Raw genomic sequence first — 16,577 nt, 5'->3', positions numbered from 1 at the left:
TCAGAAGTCAGTGCTGACCGACAACAGGAACGTACGCGGTGCGCCCTGGGTCAGGTACGTCGTCGCGCCGTAGGCCGACACGGCTGACCAGTACGCCTTGTTCGTCCTCACGTTCTGCACGGTGGCGCGCAACGTCGTCCTCTTGCCGTAGATGGACGTCTCGTAACGCGCCCCCAGGTCGAAGCGGTTCCACGACGGGATCGACAGCGTGTTGGCCGCGTTCGCTTCCTGCGCGCCGGTATGGATCCAGCGCGCGTTGACCGCGAGCCCCGGCACCATCGGAATGTCGTAATCGGCGCCCAGATTGAACAGGAAAGTCGGCACGCCCACCGGACGGTTGCCGTCGTAGGTTCCGCCTTGTGTGTTCTCGAGCGTCGCGTCCATCAGCGAAGCGCCGGCCAGCAGACGCAGGCCCTTGAGCGGCTCGCCGTGCACTTCGGCTTCGAGACCGCGATGGCGTTCGTTGCCGTTCAGGCCATAGATATGCGTGGCTGGGTCGGTGAACGCCGACGGCTGTTCGATCTGGAAAGCGGCAAACGACGCACCGAGCCTTTCGGTGTCGTACTTGATACCCACTTCCCACTGCTTCGTGCGGACCGGCGCCAGTTGTTGACCGTAGTTCAGCGTGCCCGTCGGCGCGATGCTGCCCGCTGCCAGCGCTTCGCTGCGGTTCGCGAAGATCGACACGTTCTGCGTCGGGCGCAGAACGAGGCCGAACAGCGGCGTCGTGATGCCGTCGCTGTAGTTGCCGCTGCCGATGCCCGTGTTGTCGTAGTTGGCCGTCGCGATCTGCTGGCGACGCGCGCCGACCGTGAACAGCACCCGGTCATGCAGGAAGCCGAGCGTATCGGACGCGGACACGCTGCGGATCACCGTGGTGGCCGTCATGCCCGGATCGGCCTGGTTGCCGCCTGACATCGTCGTGGCCGGGTAAGGCGTCTGCACCGTGTTGTAGAGCGAGACCGGGCCCATGAAGGCGTAGGTCCACGCGGAGTTCGTGTTCTCGCTCGTGATGGCGCCGCCCGCCGCAACCCTATGCGACACCGGGCCAGTGACGAAGCGGCCGCGCACGCCGACTTCGGCGGAGGTCGAATTCTGGTTGTACGGCACGCCGAGACGGGCACCGGTGACGCCGGTCGACGAATAGGTCGGCGAGTAATACTCACCTTGCTCGACCGTGCGGCGCACACCACCAGTCGCATAAGCGGTCCAGCCCGGCAGGAAGTCGTATTCGGCCTTCAGGATGCCGACGGTGTCTTCGAGGTTCGTGTACGACCAGTTCTGCGCGTAGTTGTACGTTGCCGGCGGCACGGCGGGAATCGCGTCGGTGAAGTAGACGACCGGGCGGCCGTCGCTGACGTGCTCGCGCTGATATAGGAAGTCGCCGGACAGACGCAGCTTGTCGCCGCGCCAGTCGAGCGCGACGGCCGTGGTGTTGTCGCGGCGGTGTTCGCCGTCGATGCTCGTCTCGCCGTCACGATTCGCCTGGTTCACGCGAATCCCGAACTGGCCTTCGCTGCCGAAGCGTCGGCCGACGTCCACGTGCGCGCCGAACTCGCCGGAGCCGCTGGTTGCGAGTGTCACGTTGGTGGTCGGCGTGTCCTCCGCTCGCTTCAGCTGCACGTTCACGCCGCCGCCGATCGCCGAGCCCGTCGGCGAAGCACCGTTCAGGAACGCGTTGGCGCCCTTGAACACGTCGACCCGCTCGACCGCCGCGGTCGAGACCAACTGGCGCGGCGTAACGCCGTACAGACCGTTGATCGAGATGTCGTCGGCATTGAGCTGGAAGCCGCGAATCACGAACACTTCCGAGAAGTTGCCGTAGCCGTACGCGGTTCGCACCGACGGGTCGTTTTCAACCACGTCGGCGAGCGTGCGCGCCTGCTGATCCTTGATCAGCTTGGCCGTGTAGGTCGTCATGCTGAACGGCATGTCGATGTTGCGCTGCTTGCCGAGCACACCGTAGTCGGCGCCGCGCGCGACCTGGCCGCCCGCGTATGTCGGCGACAGGTCGCCGGGCAACTCTTCGACGGCGGCCGCCTGAACCTTGATGGCGGGCAGCGTGCCGGCGGCGGCGGGGGCGGAGTCGGTGGATTGAGCGAACGCGCTGGCCGGGACACTGAAAGCGACGGCGATGGCGGCAAGGATGGTGGCGCGCTGCAGAGTGGCTTGAGCAGGCGTGGCCTGCGGGCGATTCCAGCGTGAAACGGAGATGAATTGGAAAGTAGGCGTGGTCGTCGATCTTCCGTCCCAGGGCGCTAGTTGGAATCCGGGCGGCATTTTTCCTGGTTGCACGCGCGGACGATGCCGTTTATGTAAGCAGTCCGAGCGCGGAACGAAAGGTTCGGCGGAAGTATAGTGCAAATAGGAATCATTCCTATTGTAGAAACGCAACGATTTACAGAAGTAATGGCAAGAGTGGATGTTTTCGATGACGTCGAGCCGCCGCGACGCGCCGGTTTGACGCCGCCGCAGCCGCGGTACAGCGCTTGCTACCCACCCAAAGGTTTACTCGCAGGCCGCCATACATGCCACGAAATCCGACTACCTGCCAGAGGTGGAGCGCCCGAGAGGTCCAGCTATTGCACGACGTGCCGCGCGTGCTCGTCATCGACGACAACGAGAACGCCGGCGAAGCGCTTGCCACCTGGCTTTCCTACGAGGGCGTCGAGGCGCGCGCCGCGACCGGCTGCACCGCGGCGCTGCACTGCGTGCGCAACTGGGTGCCCGACGTCGTCGTGCTCGACATCATGATGCCGGAGCGCGACGGCTACGAAACGGCGAGCGCGCTGCGCCGCTATCTGCCGACGCACAGCCTCGGCATCGTCGCGTTTACGTCGCTAGACGAGGACCACGTGAGGCAAACCGGCCGCGAGCGCCACAACTTCGACGGTTATTGCCAGAAGGGCACGGCGCCGGCCGCGCTGCTCGCACTGCTGCGAGGGTTGTGGCGCGGCTAGCGACGGGGCGCGCGTCGATAAAAAAACGCGGCGGCGTGGGCATCGCTCCACACCGCCGCGCTTTTCAACCGCGCTCTTTAGTCGGACCCGCAACCCGCCGCGCTCAACTGCTCAGCTCTTTCGCGCGGTCTGCATCCAGCCGGCTTGCACGCCGAACTGCGCGATCTGTTTCGCGACTGCATCGGCGAGGCGCTTTGCATCGTCCGACACGCCTGCGCGCTTCGTTTCTGTCACGCCGTGCAGGCCCGCGCCGGCCGCTGCCGCGGTCGCGACGGTGCCGGCCGCCGCGCCGACCCCGGCGGTTTCGACCATGCCGGGCATCTTGCCGCTGTCCGCGTTGGCCGTGAAGCTCTGCACGACACGGGGCGTGCCGCCCGCGGGCTGGTAGACGATCCGCACCGCGCTGCTCACCTCGCTCTTGCCCGCGCCCAAGCCGATCAGCGTGCGGCGGCGGCGATTGCCGGCGTCGATCGTCTCGAAGCTGCCCTGCACGAGCAGCACGTTCTGGCCGGCGGGCACCGGCGCGTCGGTGCGCACCGCGTGCAGACCCATCGCCTGCAGCTGATGCACGATCTCGTCGGCGACCTGCTCGCGCACCTGGGCGGCATCGGCAACCTGCTTCTGTGCGTCCGACGAGCCCGACATCTGCATCTTCAGTTTTTGCAGCATGCCGCCGTTGTCGAGCTTGACCTGCTGCGGATCGGCATCGAACGTGTAGACGTAGATCGTGTCCGGGTGCATCGTCGATTGCGTGCCTGCGTCAGCCGTCGCGGACGTGCTCGTCGCGCTCAGATTCGTGACGCTGGCGCCGGCGCAGCCGCTCAGCAGCGCGCCGCCGCACACGAGTGCCATGCAGGTGAAACGAGCGGCGTTCTTTTTGATGAAGTTCACTGAAGTCAACATGATGATCCTGTGGTCGGCACGCGGTGCCAGTCTGTTCGAGTCCATCGCCGATGATCGGGCAACCGGGGGATCGTCGATCATCGGCGAAGGGATTCGCACGTGAAGCCTTTCGATCTCATGCGTCTGTGATTCGTCACGCACCGGCAGCGAACGAAGTATGGGTGAGCGGCTCGCCGAACTCCATTCAACAATTATTTCGAGCGATGTCACGGCGAGACGAAGAAGAGCGCGCGGACGTCGAGCCGCCGATCAGCTCAAAGCGAGCTTGACGATGCAGCACAGGACGAAAACTAGCAGGGCGGCGGCAATGGCCATGTCCAGCGGATAGCGCATTCCTTCACCCTGCCCTGACGTTGCGGAGCTCCTATCGTAATCACCTGACGGAAGATGAAAAGCATCAGTGAAGCGCCAATGTGGGACAGGCAACGTAGTCCCGGAAAGCCGCGCGGGGCGGGGCGGCGGGAACGCTTCGACCCATCGGCGAGATGCGGCGATGGAGCGGTCGCTCGAACGCGCTCGCATGCTCCGGCGCAAAGAAAAAGCGCCACGTGGCGCGGCGCTTTATTCGCAATTCGCGATGAAAATTTATTGCGGTTGTGCCGCTGGCTGACCCGGCGGCGTGCCATGCGGCGCCTTGTTCGCCGCCACGAGATCTTCGGCGAGACTCGTGCGTAGCGTCGCGATCGCCTGCTCGGGATTGGCGGGCTTCAGCTGCTCGCGCGCGAGCGAGTCGTACACGTAGTGACGCAGCATCGGGTCCTGGGTCTTGTTCAGCACGTCGTGGTAGACGGCGACGATCTCGCCTTCATGACCGTTTAGCGCGTACAGACGGCGCAGTTGTTCGAGATCATTGATCACCGCGAAAGCTGGGCTCGGGTGACCCATCGTCGGACCATGCCCCGGCGGCCCGTCTCCGCGCGGGCCGCCGTCGTGCATAGCGGCGGGCGGAGACGGCGGCATGCCGTCGTCCGCGAGCGCGGCCGTCGCGATGATGCCAAGAACCGCGGCCACGGCCGCGCCGAAGAATCCGTTTCTCATGATGTCGCTCCCATCGAAAACAGCGCCGGCGCCACGATGGACCGGCTCCTCGCAACGATAGTCGACCCGCTGATTCGTCGGGTTACGAAAGCCATTCAGTAACTTTCCGAGCCTTTCGCGGCGCGCGGCCTAGCGGCGCGCGGCTCTGCGGCGCAGACCTCGAAGCGACGCACGTTACCGTGAACCGGTTTTCGCCAGGGTGAGTCCGCTGGCGCAACCCAGCCGGATAGCGCATGATTGCTCCGATGTGCCGTGCGACCCCAAAAGCACCTTGCTGTGGCGGCACGCGCGGCACACGCAGCCGCCGGCATCGGCGTCGCGCCTGGTGCGGGCGACGCAGAGGCGATGAGTCTTCAACCGCAAGGAGGATTTCGCATGGACCGACCCGATGCAGCCAATCCGTTTGGCGATCTAACCAAAATGCTGGAGCAGTTCAAGCTCCCCGGATTCGACGTGCCCGCCATCATGGAAGCGCGCCGAAAGGACATGGAAGCGCTGGTTCAGGCGAATCAGACAGCATTCCAGGGGATGCAGTCGCTCGCGCAGAAACAGGCCGACATGCTGCGCACCACGCTGGGCGAGCTACAGGCGCTGACTGTGCAGCTCACGGCGGCCGGCACCGCGCCGTCGAGCAAAACCGCGGAGCTGATCCAGCAGAGCCTGCACAAATCGCTCGCCGACATGCAACAGCTCGCACAAGCCGCGTATCAGACCCAGGCGGAGTCGTATGGCGTGATCGCGAAACGCGTCGAGGAGAACGTGCAGGAGTTGAAGTCGCTTCTTCAGCAACAGAAGAAGTAGCGCACGCCGCGAGTTCCGGACGATCTATGACGCGGAGGGCCGCCAGGCCCTCCGTTTTTTTTTGCCCGTCGGGATTTGTGTCGCAAGCGTCATGTAGTCAGAGGAATGCGGACTCCGCCCGCTCATTATTCGGCACACGCTTACATTGAAGAACAAACGTTGCTCACGTTCGCAACTTTTACGCGTGGCGGCCGCAATTTCCGCTGTCGGTCAGTTCTAAATGTCAGACGGAAACCGCATAAGCGTCAAAGCATTGACGCCAAAAGGCTTTGCCCACGCTGATCAAACTTGATCGATCGATTCAGGAACTCCGAACAGTTTCGATCGCGCCCCAAACGATTTCCGCGCGCCATTCCCCTGACTAAAGTTTCGCCTCGCCTTTCCGTAGACGCATTCACGCAGCCCAACCGGCGTGAAGGCAACCGGCTTTGCCGGTCAGGTGTGCGCCCCTAGTCTCGCGTTTGTGATCGGCTACATGCAGGTCGCGGCGTTTCACCTCGAAGGAAATCTCTTGAAACCGATGCTTCTCACCCGCATTGCCTGCGCAATGCTCGGGGCGAGCTGCGCGTTGCCGTTCGGCGCGCACGCGACGCTCGGCCAGAACGCCAGCACCGTCGACGGCGATCAGGCGCGCCTGCATGCGGTTGCTCGCGCGGCCAGCGCACAGGGCGCGTATTCGGTGCATGCGCTGACGCTGCCGTCCGGCACCCAGGTGCGCGAATACGTGGCGGCCAACGGCATCGTGTTCGGCGTTGCGTGGGATGGCCCGACGCTGCCCGATCTGAAGGCGATGCTCGGCGCGTCCTTCGATGCCTACGTCGCCGCCAGCGCGGCGCGGCGCGGCGCGCCGCTCGCGGTCTCGACCGGTGACCTCGTGGTGTTCTCGAGCGGCCATCTGCGCGCGTTCACCGGCTACGCCTATCTGCCGCAGGCGGTGCCCGCGGGCGTCGACGTCAGCGTTATTCAATAACGGAGCGAATCATGCGATCCAGGTCTTCGTGGATGACTCTGCTGGGCGCGGCGCCCATCGTGGTTCTGGCGCTGCTGTTGAGCGCGTGCGGCGGCGGCGGGGGCGGCAGCGCGAGCACCACGGCCAATTCGAGCACCTCCAGCAACTCGAACGGTTCGGGCAGCTCGACCAGCTCGTCGGGTTCGACCGTGACCAACACGTCGCCGTCGCCGCAGGTGCTGGCCGCCAACGCGGTGCGCGTGACGGTCGACTCGGGCGTCAGCAACGTGCCGAACATGCCGTTCGTCAGCATCACGATCTGCGCGCCCGGCACCAGCAACTGCCAGACGATCGATCACGTGCTCGTCGATACCGGCTCGTGGGGCGTGCGCGTGTTCGCGTCGCAATTGCCCGTGTCGATGAGCCTGCCGCAGCAGAAGGACGGCTCGGGCAACCTGGTTGCCGAATGCATGCAGTTCTTCGACGGCTACACGTGGGGCGCGGTGAAGCTCGCCGATGTGCAGATCGCCGGCGAAAAAGCCGCTGCGCTGCCGATCCAGGTGATCGATCCGGGTTACGCGTCGCTGCCGGGCGATTGCGCGGCCGTCGGCGCGGCGCGCAACACGCCGGCCGCCTTGCAGGCGAACGGCATTCTCGGCATCGGCGTGTTCAAGCACGACTGCGGCGCGAACTGCGTGCAGCAGGCGATCCCCGCGACCTACTATGGTTGCGGCGGCACCAGCTGCACGTCGATACCGCTCGCGCAGATGTACCAGGTCGCCAATCCGGTGCCGTACTTCGCGACCGACAACAACGGCTCGATGCTCAGTCTGCCGACCGTGTCGGGCGGCGCGCCATCGGTGTCGGGGCAACTCGTGTTCGGCATCGGCACGCAGAGCAACAATGCGCTCGGCGGGGCGCAGGTGGTCGGTGTGAGCCCGTCGAACGGCACGTTCACGACGCTGCAGAACGGCACCACGTATACGCGCAGCATTATGGACAGCGGCTCGACGGGACTCTTCTTTCAGACCACCTTGATGCCGGCCTGCGCGAGCCCGAACAGCGCTTATTACTGCCCGAGCTCGACGCAGCAGTTGAGCGCGATGATCGAAGGCGTGAATGGCACGACGAGCGCGGTGACGTTCAGCGTCGGCAATGCGATGTCGATCGCGCAGACTTATAGCGGCGACTCGGCATTGCCGCTGCTCGCGGGCCCGGCATTCGTCACGTCGACGGTGTTCGACTGGGGGCTGCCGTTCTTCTACGGTCGCAATGTCTATGCGGCGATCGAGCAGCAGTCGACGCCGGGTGGGACGGGGCCTTATGTGGCGTACTGAAGTGGCGTACTGAAGTCGCGTATTGAAGTGGCGAGCCGAGCGCGTGTAGCCGGTTGCTCGCGGCTCGATGATGAGCGTCATATGCGCCCGCTGCCGGCTGGTCCGGCGGCGGGCTTTTTTATGCGCTGGTTGGCTCGCGGTCGCCCCGCTTGTCGCGCTTGTCACCCGCTGCCGCGATCACGCGATGCACAAAGCGCAGCTTGTCGACCACCGGCGCGGCGAGCGTGAACGGATAGCCGTCGGGCATGCCGAGACTGCGATTCAGACTGTTCAGCGCATACGTGAGCGGAAACCAGCGCTTCATCAGATTGCCGAAGCTCGCGTCCTCGACCGGCGTGCGGTCGGTCAGCGTCGGCTCGCTCGGATCGTCGGGCAGCAGCGCGAGGCCGTACGACGTCGACGTGTCGAGCACGTCGACGATCAGCAGATAGTGCGCCCATGTCTCCGCCCAGTCTTCCCACGGATGCATCGTCGCGTAAGCGCTGATGTACGACGCCTGCCAGTCGGCCGGCGCGCCGTCGCGATAGTAGGCGTCCAGCGCTTCGCCGTAGTCGGCCTGCTCGTCGCCGAACAGCTTGCGAAACGGTTCGAGCCAGCGCGGCTCGGTTTCGATCAGGTGGCGGAAAAAGTAGTGGCCCGTCTCGTGGCGGAAGTGGCCGAGCAGCGTGCGGTACGGCTCGCCCATCGCGGTGCGCACTTTCTCGCGATGCGCGTCGTCGGCCTCGGCGATGTTCAGCGTGATCAGCCCGTTGTCGTGACCGGTCATCACGGGCTTGCCGGCGCCGCCATCGGCGAGAAACTCGAAGACGAGACCGCGCTCGGGGTCCGCGTCGCGCGATCGCACGTCGAGGCCAAGCTCGCCCAGCGTGTACAGCAGACGCCGCTTCGCGACTTCGAGCCGGTACCAGTAGAGCCGGTTTTCCGGTTCGCTCAGGTTCGGAATCGTGCTGGTCAACTGGCAGGCGTGGCACAGCGTGTCGGGCGAATCGGCCGGGATCATCCAGTTGCAGACGTTTTCGACCGCGTAGTTGTGGCATTGTCGGAACAGCGCGCCATTCGCCTCGGGATGCAGGCTGCGCCAGCGGCCGTCGCCGGCGTCCCCGAACGCGCTGATTTCCCGCAGTTCAGGCAGATAGCCGAGCAGCGACTCGCAGCGCTCGCAGCGGACGTTCTCGTAGAACACGAGGTGCGCGCAGCGATTGCAGTGGAAGGTTTTCATCGGGCGGGCCTCGTGATCGGTGCTATGTCGTTTGCGATGATGAGCCATGGTAAGCGCCATCATCAACGCGATAGCGGACGAAAGCCGGTCGCAATCTTCATGCCGCGATTGCAAGACGTCACCGCTTTAACGCACAGTAGGGTCATGATCGTGCATCGGCGCTGCGCCGCTTTGGTGCACGGTCCGAGGCGAGCCCGCGGCAGGGCGCGAGGTACGCAACGCAAACGCAGTTCAGACAAGATCAAACGATTCATACGGGTTTGTCCAGCAACGGCATAGAGCTTGCTTTTTTGGCGGGCTGTCCCCTTCGTCGAGGAGTCCGGAGTGTCCATACGCGTCGCGTTGCATCACGTTACTCATTACCGCTATGACAGGCTGGTCACGCTGTCACCCCAGGTCGTGCGGCTGCGGCCCGCGCCGCATTGTCGTACGCCGATCCTGTCGTACTCGATGCGCGTCGAACCCGCGAGGCACTTCATCAACTGGCAGCAGGACGCGTTCGCCAACTATCAGGCGCGGCTCGTGTTTCCCGAGCAGACCCGTGAGTTCAAGGTGAGCGTCGATCTGGTCGCCGAAATGGCCGTCTACAACCCGTTCGACTTCTTTCTCGAACCGTCGGCCGAGCAATTTCCATTCGACTACGCGCCGGAGCTGGCGGCCGAACTCGCGCCCTACTGCGTGAAGCGGCCGATGACGCCGCGCTTCGCCGAGTTCGTCGCGAGCATCGACCGCACGCCGGCCGGCACCGCGAACTTCCTGGTGGCGCTGAACCAGCGGCTGCAACGCGAGATCCGCTACCTGATCCGGATGGAGCCGGGCGTGCAGACGCCGGAGGAAACCTTGACCAATGCGGCGGGCTCGTGCCGCGATTCGGGCTGGCTACTCGTCGAGACGCTGCGGCAGCTGGGCTTCGCGGCGCGCTTCGTGTCGGGCTATCTGCTGCAGCTCGCGCCCGACGTCAGATCGATCGACGGCCCGAGCGGCACCGAGGTCGACTTCACCGACCTGCACGCGTGGTGCGAGGTCTACCTGCCAGGGGCGGGCTGGATCGGGCTCGATCCGACCTCGGGGCTGCTTGCGGGGGAAGGGCACATACCAGTCGCGTGCACGCCGGAGCCGGGCAGCGCGGCGCCGATCTCGGGTGCGGTCGACGAAAGCGAGGTCGAGTTCGGACACACGATGTCGATCGAACGCGTGCTCGAGTCGCCGCGCGTCACGAAGCCGTATAGCGAAGCCGCGTGGCACGACGTGCTGAAGATGGGCGCGCGGGTCGACTACGAACTCGCCGACATGGACGTGCGACTGACGATGGGCGGCGAGCCGACCTTCGTATCGGTGCGCGATCGCGACGCCGCCGAATGGAACACCGACGCGCTTGGACCCACCAAGCGCGGCTACGCGGTCGCGCTGATGGACCGGCTGCGCGAGCGCTACGGCGCGAACGGCTTCCTGCATATCGGCCAGGGCAAGTGGTATCCGGGCGAGCAGTTGCCGCGCTGGGCGATGTCGCTGTACTGGCGCGCCGACGGCGAGCCGTGCTGGCACAACCCGGCCCTGTTCGCCGACGAACGCGAGCCGGGCCGCTACACGGCCGCCGACGCGCAACGCTTCATCGCGCATCTGGCCGCGAAGCTGTCGCTCGACGCGGACTGCATCCAGCCCGGCTACGAAGACACCTGGTACTACCTGTGGCGCGAGCGTCGCCTGCCGGTGAACGTCGATCCGTTCGACGCGCGGCTCGACGACGAGCTCGAACGCGTGCGACTGCGGCGCGTGTTCGACGCCGGGCTCGCGAGCCCGGCGGGCTACGTGCTGCCGATCGGCCGCGAGCGCGGCGCGCCGGGCATCGCGCCGACGTGGATCACGGGCCGCTGGTTCTTCCGCGATGACCGCATGTATCTGATTCCCGGCGATTCGCCGATGGGCTACCGCCTGCCGCTCGAATCGCTGCCGTGGGTGTCGAAGACCGACTATCCGTATCAGCACGCGCACGATCCGTTCGCACCGCCGCAGCCGCTGCGCACGGCCGCGCAGTTGCGCGTGCAGTACGAAGGCGGGCGCGAGGGCCGGCAGATCGCCGAGGAACAGACCAGCGCGCGGCAGGCGGCCGCGCTGTCGCTGCCGGCGGCCGATCTGCTGAGCGGCATGCCGCACGGCGGCGTGCTTGCGTATGCGCCGCAGCGCCATGACGAATCGCTGCCCGCGCGTGGCGAATCGTCGAAGGACACGCTGCGTACCGCGCTGTGCGTCGAGGTGCGCGACCCGAAACGCGCGGCCGGCCCGGAAGCCGAAGCCGATTCGTTCGGCAGCGGCCGTACGCTGCTGCACGTATTCATGCCGCCGCTGACCGATCTCGACGACTATCTCGACCTGCTCGCCGCAGTCGAAGCGACGGCCGCGGAGCTGAAGATGCAGATCGTGCTCGAAGGCTATCCGCCGCCGCGCGATCCGCGTCTGAAAGTGCTGCAGGTGACACCGGACCCCGGCGTGATCGAAGTCAACATTCATCCGGCCGCGAACTGGGACGAGCTCGTCGATCACACCGAGTACCTTTATCAGTCGGCCGCGCACAGCTATCTGAGCAGCGAGAAGTTCATGCTCGACGGGCGCCACACTGGCACCGGCGGCGGCAATCACTTCGTGCTCGGCGGCGCGACGCCGGCCGACAGCCCGTTCCTGCGCCGGCCCGATCTGCTCGCGAGCCTGATCGCGTACTGGCACAACCATCCGTCGCTGTCGTATCTGTTCTCGGGGCTGTTCATCGGACCGACGAGCCAGGCACCGCGCGTCGACGAAGCGCGCAACGATCAGGTCTACGAACTCGAGATCGCGTTCTCCGAACTGCAACGCCAGGTCGATCTGCTCGGCGGCCGCGACAGCGGCAACCCGCCGCCGTGGATGATCGACCGCGCGCTGCGCAACATCCTGATCGACGTGACCGGCAACACGCACCGCGCCGAGTTCTGCATCGACAAGCTGTATTCGCCCGACGGCCCGACCGGCCGCCTCGGCCTGCTGGAGCTGCGCGGCTTCGAGATGCCGCCGCACGCGCGCATGAGTCTCGTGCAGCAACTGCTGCTGCGCGCACTGGTCGCGCGATTCTGGCGCATGCCGTACACGCAGCGGCTCACCCGCTGGGGCACCGAGTTGCACGATCGCTTCCTGCTCGGCACCTTCGTGAAGATGGATTTCGACGACGTGCTCGCCGAGCTCGGCGAAGCCGGCTTCGCCTTCGATAGCGCGTGGTTCGCGCCGCACTTCGAATTCCGCTTCCCGCTCGTCGGCGAGATGACGCTGAGCGGCATCGACCTGACGATCCGTAATGCGCTCGAACCATGGCACGTGATGGGCGAGGAGGGCGCCAGCGGCGGCACGGTGCGCTATGTCGATTCGTCGGTCGAGCGGCTCGAGGTGCGCGCGCTCGGGTTGAACGGCAATCGTCACGTGCTGAGCGTCAACGGCGTGCCGGTGCCTTTGCAGCCGACCGGCCGCGTCAGCGAGTACGTGGCCGGCGTGCGTTTTCGCGCGTGGTCGCAGCCCTCGGCGCTGCATCCGACAATCGGCGTACACGCGCCGCTCACGTTCGACCTCGTCGACACATGGAGCGGCCGCTCGCTCGGCGGATGCCAGTATCATGTCGCTCATCCGGGCGGGCGCAACTATCAGACCTTCCCGGTGAACGCCTACGAGGCGGAAAGCCGGCGACGCGCGCGCTTCTTCGCGTCGGGTCATACGCCCGGGCCGCTCGCCGTGGGCAGACCGCAGCGCAGCCGCGAGTTTCCGTTCACACTCGATCTGCGCCACAGTTGAAAAACTCGCATCACTGACAGCAAACGACCTTGGCCTTTCAATCGACTTTGCCCTTCGAAGCGTCCGCCATGCCGGCGGACGCTTCGTCCCTGTTGCGATTGCTGCCGGTTCATGACGGACATTGGGACGAGCTGCGCGACGCGTCGGGCGCGCTGCGCGAGCCGTGGCGGCAGTTCTTCGCACTGCTCGACGAAGACGGCGTGGCGCGGCTCGCGGACCATCACGCGTCGATCGCGCAGCAGATCCGCGACAACGACATCAGCTACAACGTCTACGCGGACAACGGCAAGTCACGGCCATGGGCGCTCGACCTCCTGCCGTTCCTGATCAGCGAGGCCGAGTGGGCGCACCTCGAGCGCGGCGTCGCGCAGCGCGCGCATCTGCTCAACGCGATCGTTGCCGACATCTACGGACCGCGGACGCTGCTCGAAGATGGCCGACTGCCGCCCGCGCTGGTATTCGGCCATCCGGGCTATCTGCGTTCGGTGAAGGGCTTTACGCCGCCCGGCGGTCAGTATCTGCAGGTCGTCGCGCTCGATCTCGCGCGTACGCCGGGCGGCGAGTGGAGCGTGATCGCGCATCGCACCGAGGCGCCGTCCGGTCTCGGCTACGCGCTCGAAAACCGCCTGATCGTGTCGACGCTCCTCGCGGAGCCGTTCCGCTCGCTGCGCGTGAGCCGGCTCGCGCCGCTCTATTCGCAACTGATCGCGACGCTCGTGCAGGCCGCGCAAGCGACGATGCGCAACGAGGAAAGCGCCGACGCGTCACCGCATATCGCGCTGCTCACGCCTGGGCCGTACAGCGAAACCTATTTCGAGCATGTGTTTCTGGCGCGCTATCTCGGCGTCACGCTGGTCGAAGGCAAGGATCTGACCGTGCGCGGCGACCGGCTCTATCTGAAGACCCTGGCCGGCCTCGAACGCGTGCACGTCGTGCTGCGCCGTCTCGACGACGCATTCTGCGACCCGATCGAACTGCGCGCCGATTCGACGATCGGCGTGCCGGGGCTGTTGCAGGTGATGCGCGCGGGCAATGTGATCGTGTCGAACGTGCCGGGCTCGGGGTTCGCCGAGTCGCCGGCGTTGCACGGTTTCATGCCGGGTATCGCCGAAGCGTTGCTCGGCGAAGAGCTGCTGCTGCCCGGCGTGCCGACCTGGTGGTGCGGCGAACGGGCCGCGCGCGAGCATGCGTTCGCGCATCTCGACGACGCGTTCATCGTGCCGACCTGGCCGCTCACGGGACGCGACACGCCGCCCGGCATCGAAGGGGGCAGGCAGCCGCTCGCGGCATGGCGCGAGCGCATCGACGCGTTGCCCGACGCGTTCACGATCCAGCAGGAGCAGCGCTTTTCCTGCACGCCGCGCTTCGAGGAGGGCACGATCGGCGGAAGGCCGTCGGTGCTGCGCGTCTATGCGATCGCCGACGTCAACGGCGGCTGGCACGTGATGCCGGGCGGTTTCACGCGCATGGCCGCGGAGCGTCAGACCACGGTATCGATGCAGCACGGCGGCAGCAGCGTCGATACCTGGGTGCTGTCGAGCCAGCCAAGCTCGACGTTCACGCTGCTGCCTTCGCCGATGCAGCCCGCCGATCTCACGCGCAAGCATCGCACGGTGTCGAGCCGCGCCGCGGAGAACCTGTTCTGGGCGGGCCGTTACGGCGAGCGGGCGGAAAACAACGTGCGTCTGCTGCGGCTGATTCTCGGCTCGCTCGAAGGCAACGACGCCGATTCGATGTTCGCGACGCTGGTCGAACTCGCGACATGGTGCGGCCTCGTGCAGTCGGGCGACCTGCCGTCGCCGCACGGGCTGCCGTCGCCGCAGACGTTCGAGCGCGCGCTCGTCGCGAATCTCGGCGAGAGCGCGGGCAGCGTCAGCATCAGCCAGAACCTCAATTGCCAGGCGCGCGCGAACGGCGAGGTGCGCGGGCGTTTGTCGAATGATCATTGGCGCATGATCCTCGCGGCGCGCAACGACTTTCAGGACGCGTTGCAGGTGTTGTCGCCAGCCGTGGGCGCGGGCAACGGCGGCGCGGGGGCCACGAGCAGCGGCAATGCGTTCGATCGCTACGACCGCGTGACGCTGGCGAATGCGCTCGAGCATCTGTCGGTGCAACTATCGGCGATCAGCGGCGCGCAAGGCGACCGCATGACGCGCGATGAGGCGTGGCGGCTACTGTTCGTCGGGCGTCATATCGAACGCGTCGCGACGATGGCCGCGTTCATGCGCGGCGTCGCCGTGAACGGCCAGCTCGCGACGCCGGCCGGCTTCGATCTGCTGCTGCAAATGTTCGACAGCACGCTCACGTATCGCTCGCTGTATCCGGGACGTTTCGAAGTACCGGCGCTGCTCGATCTGCTCGTGATCGAACCGCATAATCCGCGTGGCATTTATGGCGTGTACGAGCGCCTGCGCAACAAACTCGACGAGATCGCCATCGCGGCGGGCAGCGTGCGGCATCGGCCGTTCGCGGAGCTGCTGCCGCCCGTCGAATCGCTGCCGACGCTCGAATCGCTGTGCGAGGTCGACGAACAGGGCTCGTATGGCAAGCTGATTGCGCTGTGTGATCAGATCGGCGGCTTCGCCAACGCGGCCGCGCATGAGATCAGCGCGCGCTATTTCAGTCACGCGACCACGGTTGCCTCGCAGGTGTGGGCATGAAGAACGCGTCGACGGTGCTGTCTGTTTCGCATCGCACTGTTTACCATTACTCGACGTATGTCGAAACCGCGCAGCATCTGGCGACGATCCGGCCGCTCGCGTGTCCGTGGCAGCGAGTGATCTCACGCAGCGAGCGGATCGAGCCGCAGCCGTCGTATCAGCATAGCCGCATCGACGCGTTCGGCAACGACGTGCTGTACTTCGCGCTCGATACACCGCACGAGCGCCTGCAACTCGTCAGCGAAACCACGGTCGCGCTGACGCCGCGCTGGACCGACCTCGACGCCGAGGCGACCCCCGCCTGGGAAACGGTGGCCGAGGCGCTGCGGTTTCGCGTGGGCGGCGCGTTCCGTGCCGAGGCGGAGTACTGCTTCGCTTCGCCGAATATTGCGCTACGGCCGTCGCTGCGCGCGTATGCGTTGCCGAGCTTCACGCCCGGCCGGCCGCTCGTCGCGGGCGCGATCGATCTGATGCATCGGATTCACGAGGACTTCGCGTACAAGCCGTCGGCGACGCTGTTCGATACGCCGGCCGAACGCGCGTTTGAGCTGAAGAGCGGCGTGTGTCAGGACTTCGCGCAGGTGATGATCGGCTGTCTGCGCTCGCTTGGCTTGCCCGCCCGCTACGTCAGCGGCTATCTGCGCAACGATCCGCCGCCGGGACAGCCGCGGCTGATTGGCGCGGATGCTTCGCATGCTTGGGTATCGGTGCATTGTCCGGCTAGCGGCTGGATCGATCTCGATCCGACCAATGACGTGCTTGCCGATCTCGATCACGTAACGCTTGCGATCGGGCGCGATTACAGCGATGTGTCGTTACTGCGCGGGACGATTCTCGGCGGCGGCGCGCATCGGATGGAAGTGGGGGTGACGGTGTTGGGGTTAGAATGACGCGGCCCCT

Annotated in this window: 11 protein-coding genes; 7 read left to right on the top strand and 4 right to left on the bottom strand. The window is 65.9% G+C overall.

The genetic code is table 11. The annotated features are described in order from the left end of the window. Entirely contained in the window at nt 1-2,214 is a 2,214-nt protein-coding gene (locus OKW29_RS15150; RefSeq protein WP_429292510.1) for a TonB-dependent receptor, read from the bottom strand. Between the two features lie 314 nt (nt 2,215-2,528). On the opposite strand from OKW29_RS15150, the gene OKW29_RS15145 reads away from it, so the two are divergent. After that, nucleotides 2,529-2,960, top strand: a complete 432-nt coding sequence (locus OKW29_RS15145; protein ID WP_429291618.1) for a response regulator — start codon at nt 2,529-2,531, stop codon at nt 2,958-2,960. Between the two features lie 111 nt (nt 2,961-3,071). On the opposite strand, the gene OKW29_RS15140 is transcribed toward OKW29_RS15145, so the two are convergent. Together OKW29_RS15140 and OKW29_RS15135 are read right to left on the bottom strand one after the other, a co-directional pair. Further along, entirely contained in the window at nt 3,072-3,863 is a 792-nt protein-coding gene (locus tag OKW29_RS15140; RefSeq protein WP_187618695.1) for a DUF4410 domain-containing protein, read from the bottom strand. A gap of 585 nt (nt 3,864-4,448) precedes the next feature. Continuing rightward, nucleotides 4,449-4,901, bottom strand: coding sequence for a hypothetical protein (locus OKW29_RS15135; RefSeq protein WP_429291617.1), 453 nt, complete (start codon nt 4,899-4,901; stop codon nt 4,449-4,451). Nucleotides 4,902-5,276: 375 nt separating this feature from the next. Here OKW29_RS15135 and OKW29_RS15130 point away from each other — a divergent pair, with 375 nt between their 5' ends. The 3 genes from OKW29_RS15130 to OKW29_RS15120 all read left to right on the top strand — a co-directional run bounded on the left by OKW29_RS15130 (nt 5,277) and on the right by OKW29_RS15120 (nt 7,988). After that, nucleotides 5,277-5,702, top strand: a complete 426-nt coding sequence (locus tag OKW29_RS15130) for a phasin family protein (RefSeq protein ID WP_184025089.1) — start codon at nt 5,277-5,279, stop codon at nt 5,700-5,702. 520 nt (nt 5,703-6,222) lie between these two features. Then, the gene (locus OKW29_RS15125; RefSeq protein WP_429292509.1) at nt 6,223-6,672 is read left to right on the top strand and encodes a DUF2844 domain-containing protein; all 450 of its coding nucleotides are present in this window, start codon (nt 6,223-6,225) and stop codon (nt 6,670-6,672) included. Between the two features lie 11 nt (nt 6,673-6,683). Then, nucleotides 6,684-7,988 carry a DUF3443 domain-containing protein gene (locus tag OKW29_RS15120; RefSeq protein ID WP_429291616.1) on the top strand — a complete coding sequence of 435 codons (1,305 nt, stop codon included), beginning with the start codon at nt 6,684-6,686 and terminating at the stop codon, nt 7,986-7,988. Between the two features lie 118 nt (nt 7,989-8,106). On the opposite strand, the gene OKW29_RS15115 is transcribed toward OKW29_RS15120, so the two are convergent. Continuing rightward, entirely contained in the window at nt 8,107-9,207 is a 1,101-nt protein-coding gene (locus OKW29_RS15115) for a zinc-binding metallopeptidase family protein (RefSeq protein ID WP_429291615.1), read from the bottom strand. Nucleotides 9,208-9,531: 324 nt separating this feature from the next. Here OKW29_RS15115 and OKW29_RS15110 point away from each other — a divergent pair, with 324 nt between their 5' ends. The 3 genes from OKW29_RS15110 (at nt 9,532) to OKW29_RS15100 (ending at nt 16,567) form a co-directional block, all read left to right on the top strand. Further along, on the top strand, nt 9,532-13,017 hold the full coding sequence (locus OKW29_RS15110; RefSeq protein ID WP_429291614.1) for a DUF2126 domain-containing protein: 3,486 nt from the start codon (nt 9,532-9,534) through the stop codon (nt 13,015-13,017). Nucleotides 13,018-13,085: 68 nt separating this feature from the next. Then, nucleotides 13,086-15,677 carry a circularly permuted type 2 ATP-grasp protein gene (locus OKW29_RS15105; protein ID WP_429291613.1) on the top strand — a complete coding sequence of 864 codons (2,592 nt, stop codon included), beginning with the start codon at nt 13,086-13,088 and terminating at the stop codon, nt 15,675-15,677. Further along, nucleotides 15,674-16,567: a transglutaminase family protein gene (locus tag OKW29_RS15100; RefSeq protein WP_429291612.1), complete on the top strand. Its 894-nt coding sequence runs from the start codon at nt 15,674-15,676 to the stop codon at nt 16,565-16,567. Before OKW29_RS15105 ends, OKW29_RS15100 begins: the two co-directional genes overlap by 4 nt. Nucleotides 16,568-16,577: the final 10 nt, after the last annotated feature.

It is taken from the genome of Paraburkholderia sp. CI3 (genome assembly GCF_050436505.1).
GTDB lineage: Bacteria > Pseudomonadota > Gammaproteobacteria > Burkholderiales > Burkholderiaceae > Paraburkholderia > Paraburkholderia tuberum.
Note: the sequence above shows the minus strand (reverse complement) of the source record. Positions and strands in the feature narration are given on the sequence as shown.

What these genes read in the sequence shown, in the direction of transcription:
- OKW29_RS15125 (WP_429292509.1), top strand. Translation starts at nt 6,223, where the DNA reads ATGCTTCTCACCCGCATTGCCTGCGCAATGCTCGGGGCGAGCTGCGCG.
- OKW29_RS15145 (WP_429291618.1), top strand. Translation starts at nt 2,529, where the DNA reads ATGCCACGAAATCCGACTACCTGCCAGAGGTGGAGCGCCCGAGAGGTC.
- OKW29_RS15130 (WP_184025089.1), top strand. Translation starts at nt 5,277, where the DNA reads ATGGACCGACCCGATGCAGCCAATCCGTTTGGCGATCTAACCAAAATG.
- OKW29_RS15120 (WP_429291616.1), top strand. Translation starts at nt 6,684, where the DNA reads ATGCGATCCAGGTCTTCGTGGATGACTCTGCTGGGCGCGGCGCCCATC.
- OKW29_RS15100 (WP_429291612.1), top strand. Translation starts at nt 15,674, where the DNA reads ATGAAGAACGCGTCGACGGTGCTGTCTGTTTCGCATCGCACTGTTTAC.
- OKW29_RS15115 (WP_429291615.1), bottom strand. Translation starts at nt 9,207, where the DNA reads ATGAAAACCTTCCACTGCAATCGCTGCGCGCACCTCGTGTTCTACGAG.
- OKW29_RS15140 (WP_187618695.1), bottom strand. Translation starts at nt 3,863, where the DNA reads ATGTTGACTTCAGTGAACTTCATCAAAAAGAACGCCGCTCGTTTCACC.
- OKW29_RS15135 (WP_429291617.1), bottom strand. Translation starts at nt 4,901, where the DNA reads ATGAGAAACGGATTCTTCGGCGCGGCCGTGGCCGCGGTTCTTGGCATC.
- OKW29_RS15105 (WP_429291613.1), top strand. Translation starts at nt 13,086, where the DNA reads ATGCCGGCGGACGCTTCGTCCCTGTTGCGATTGCTGCCGGTTCATGAC.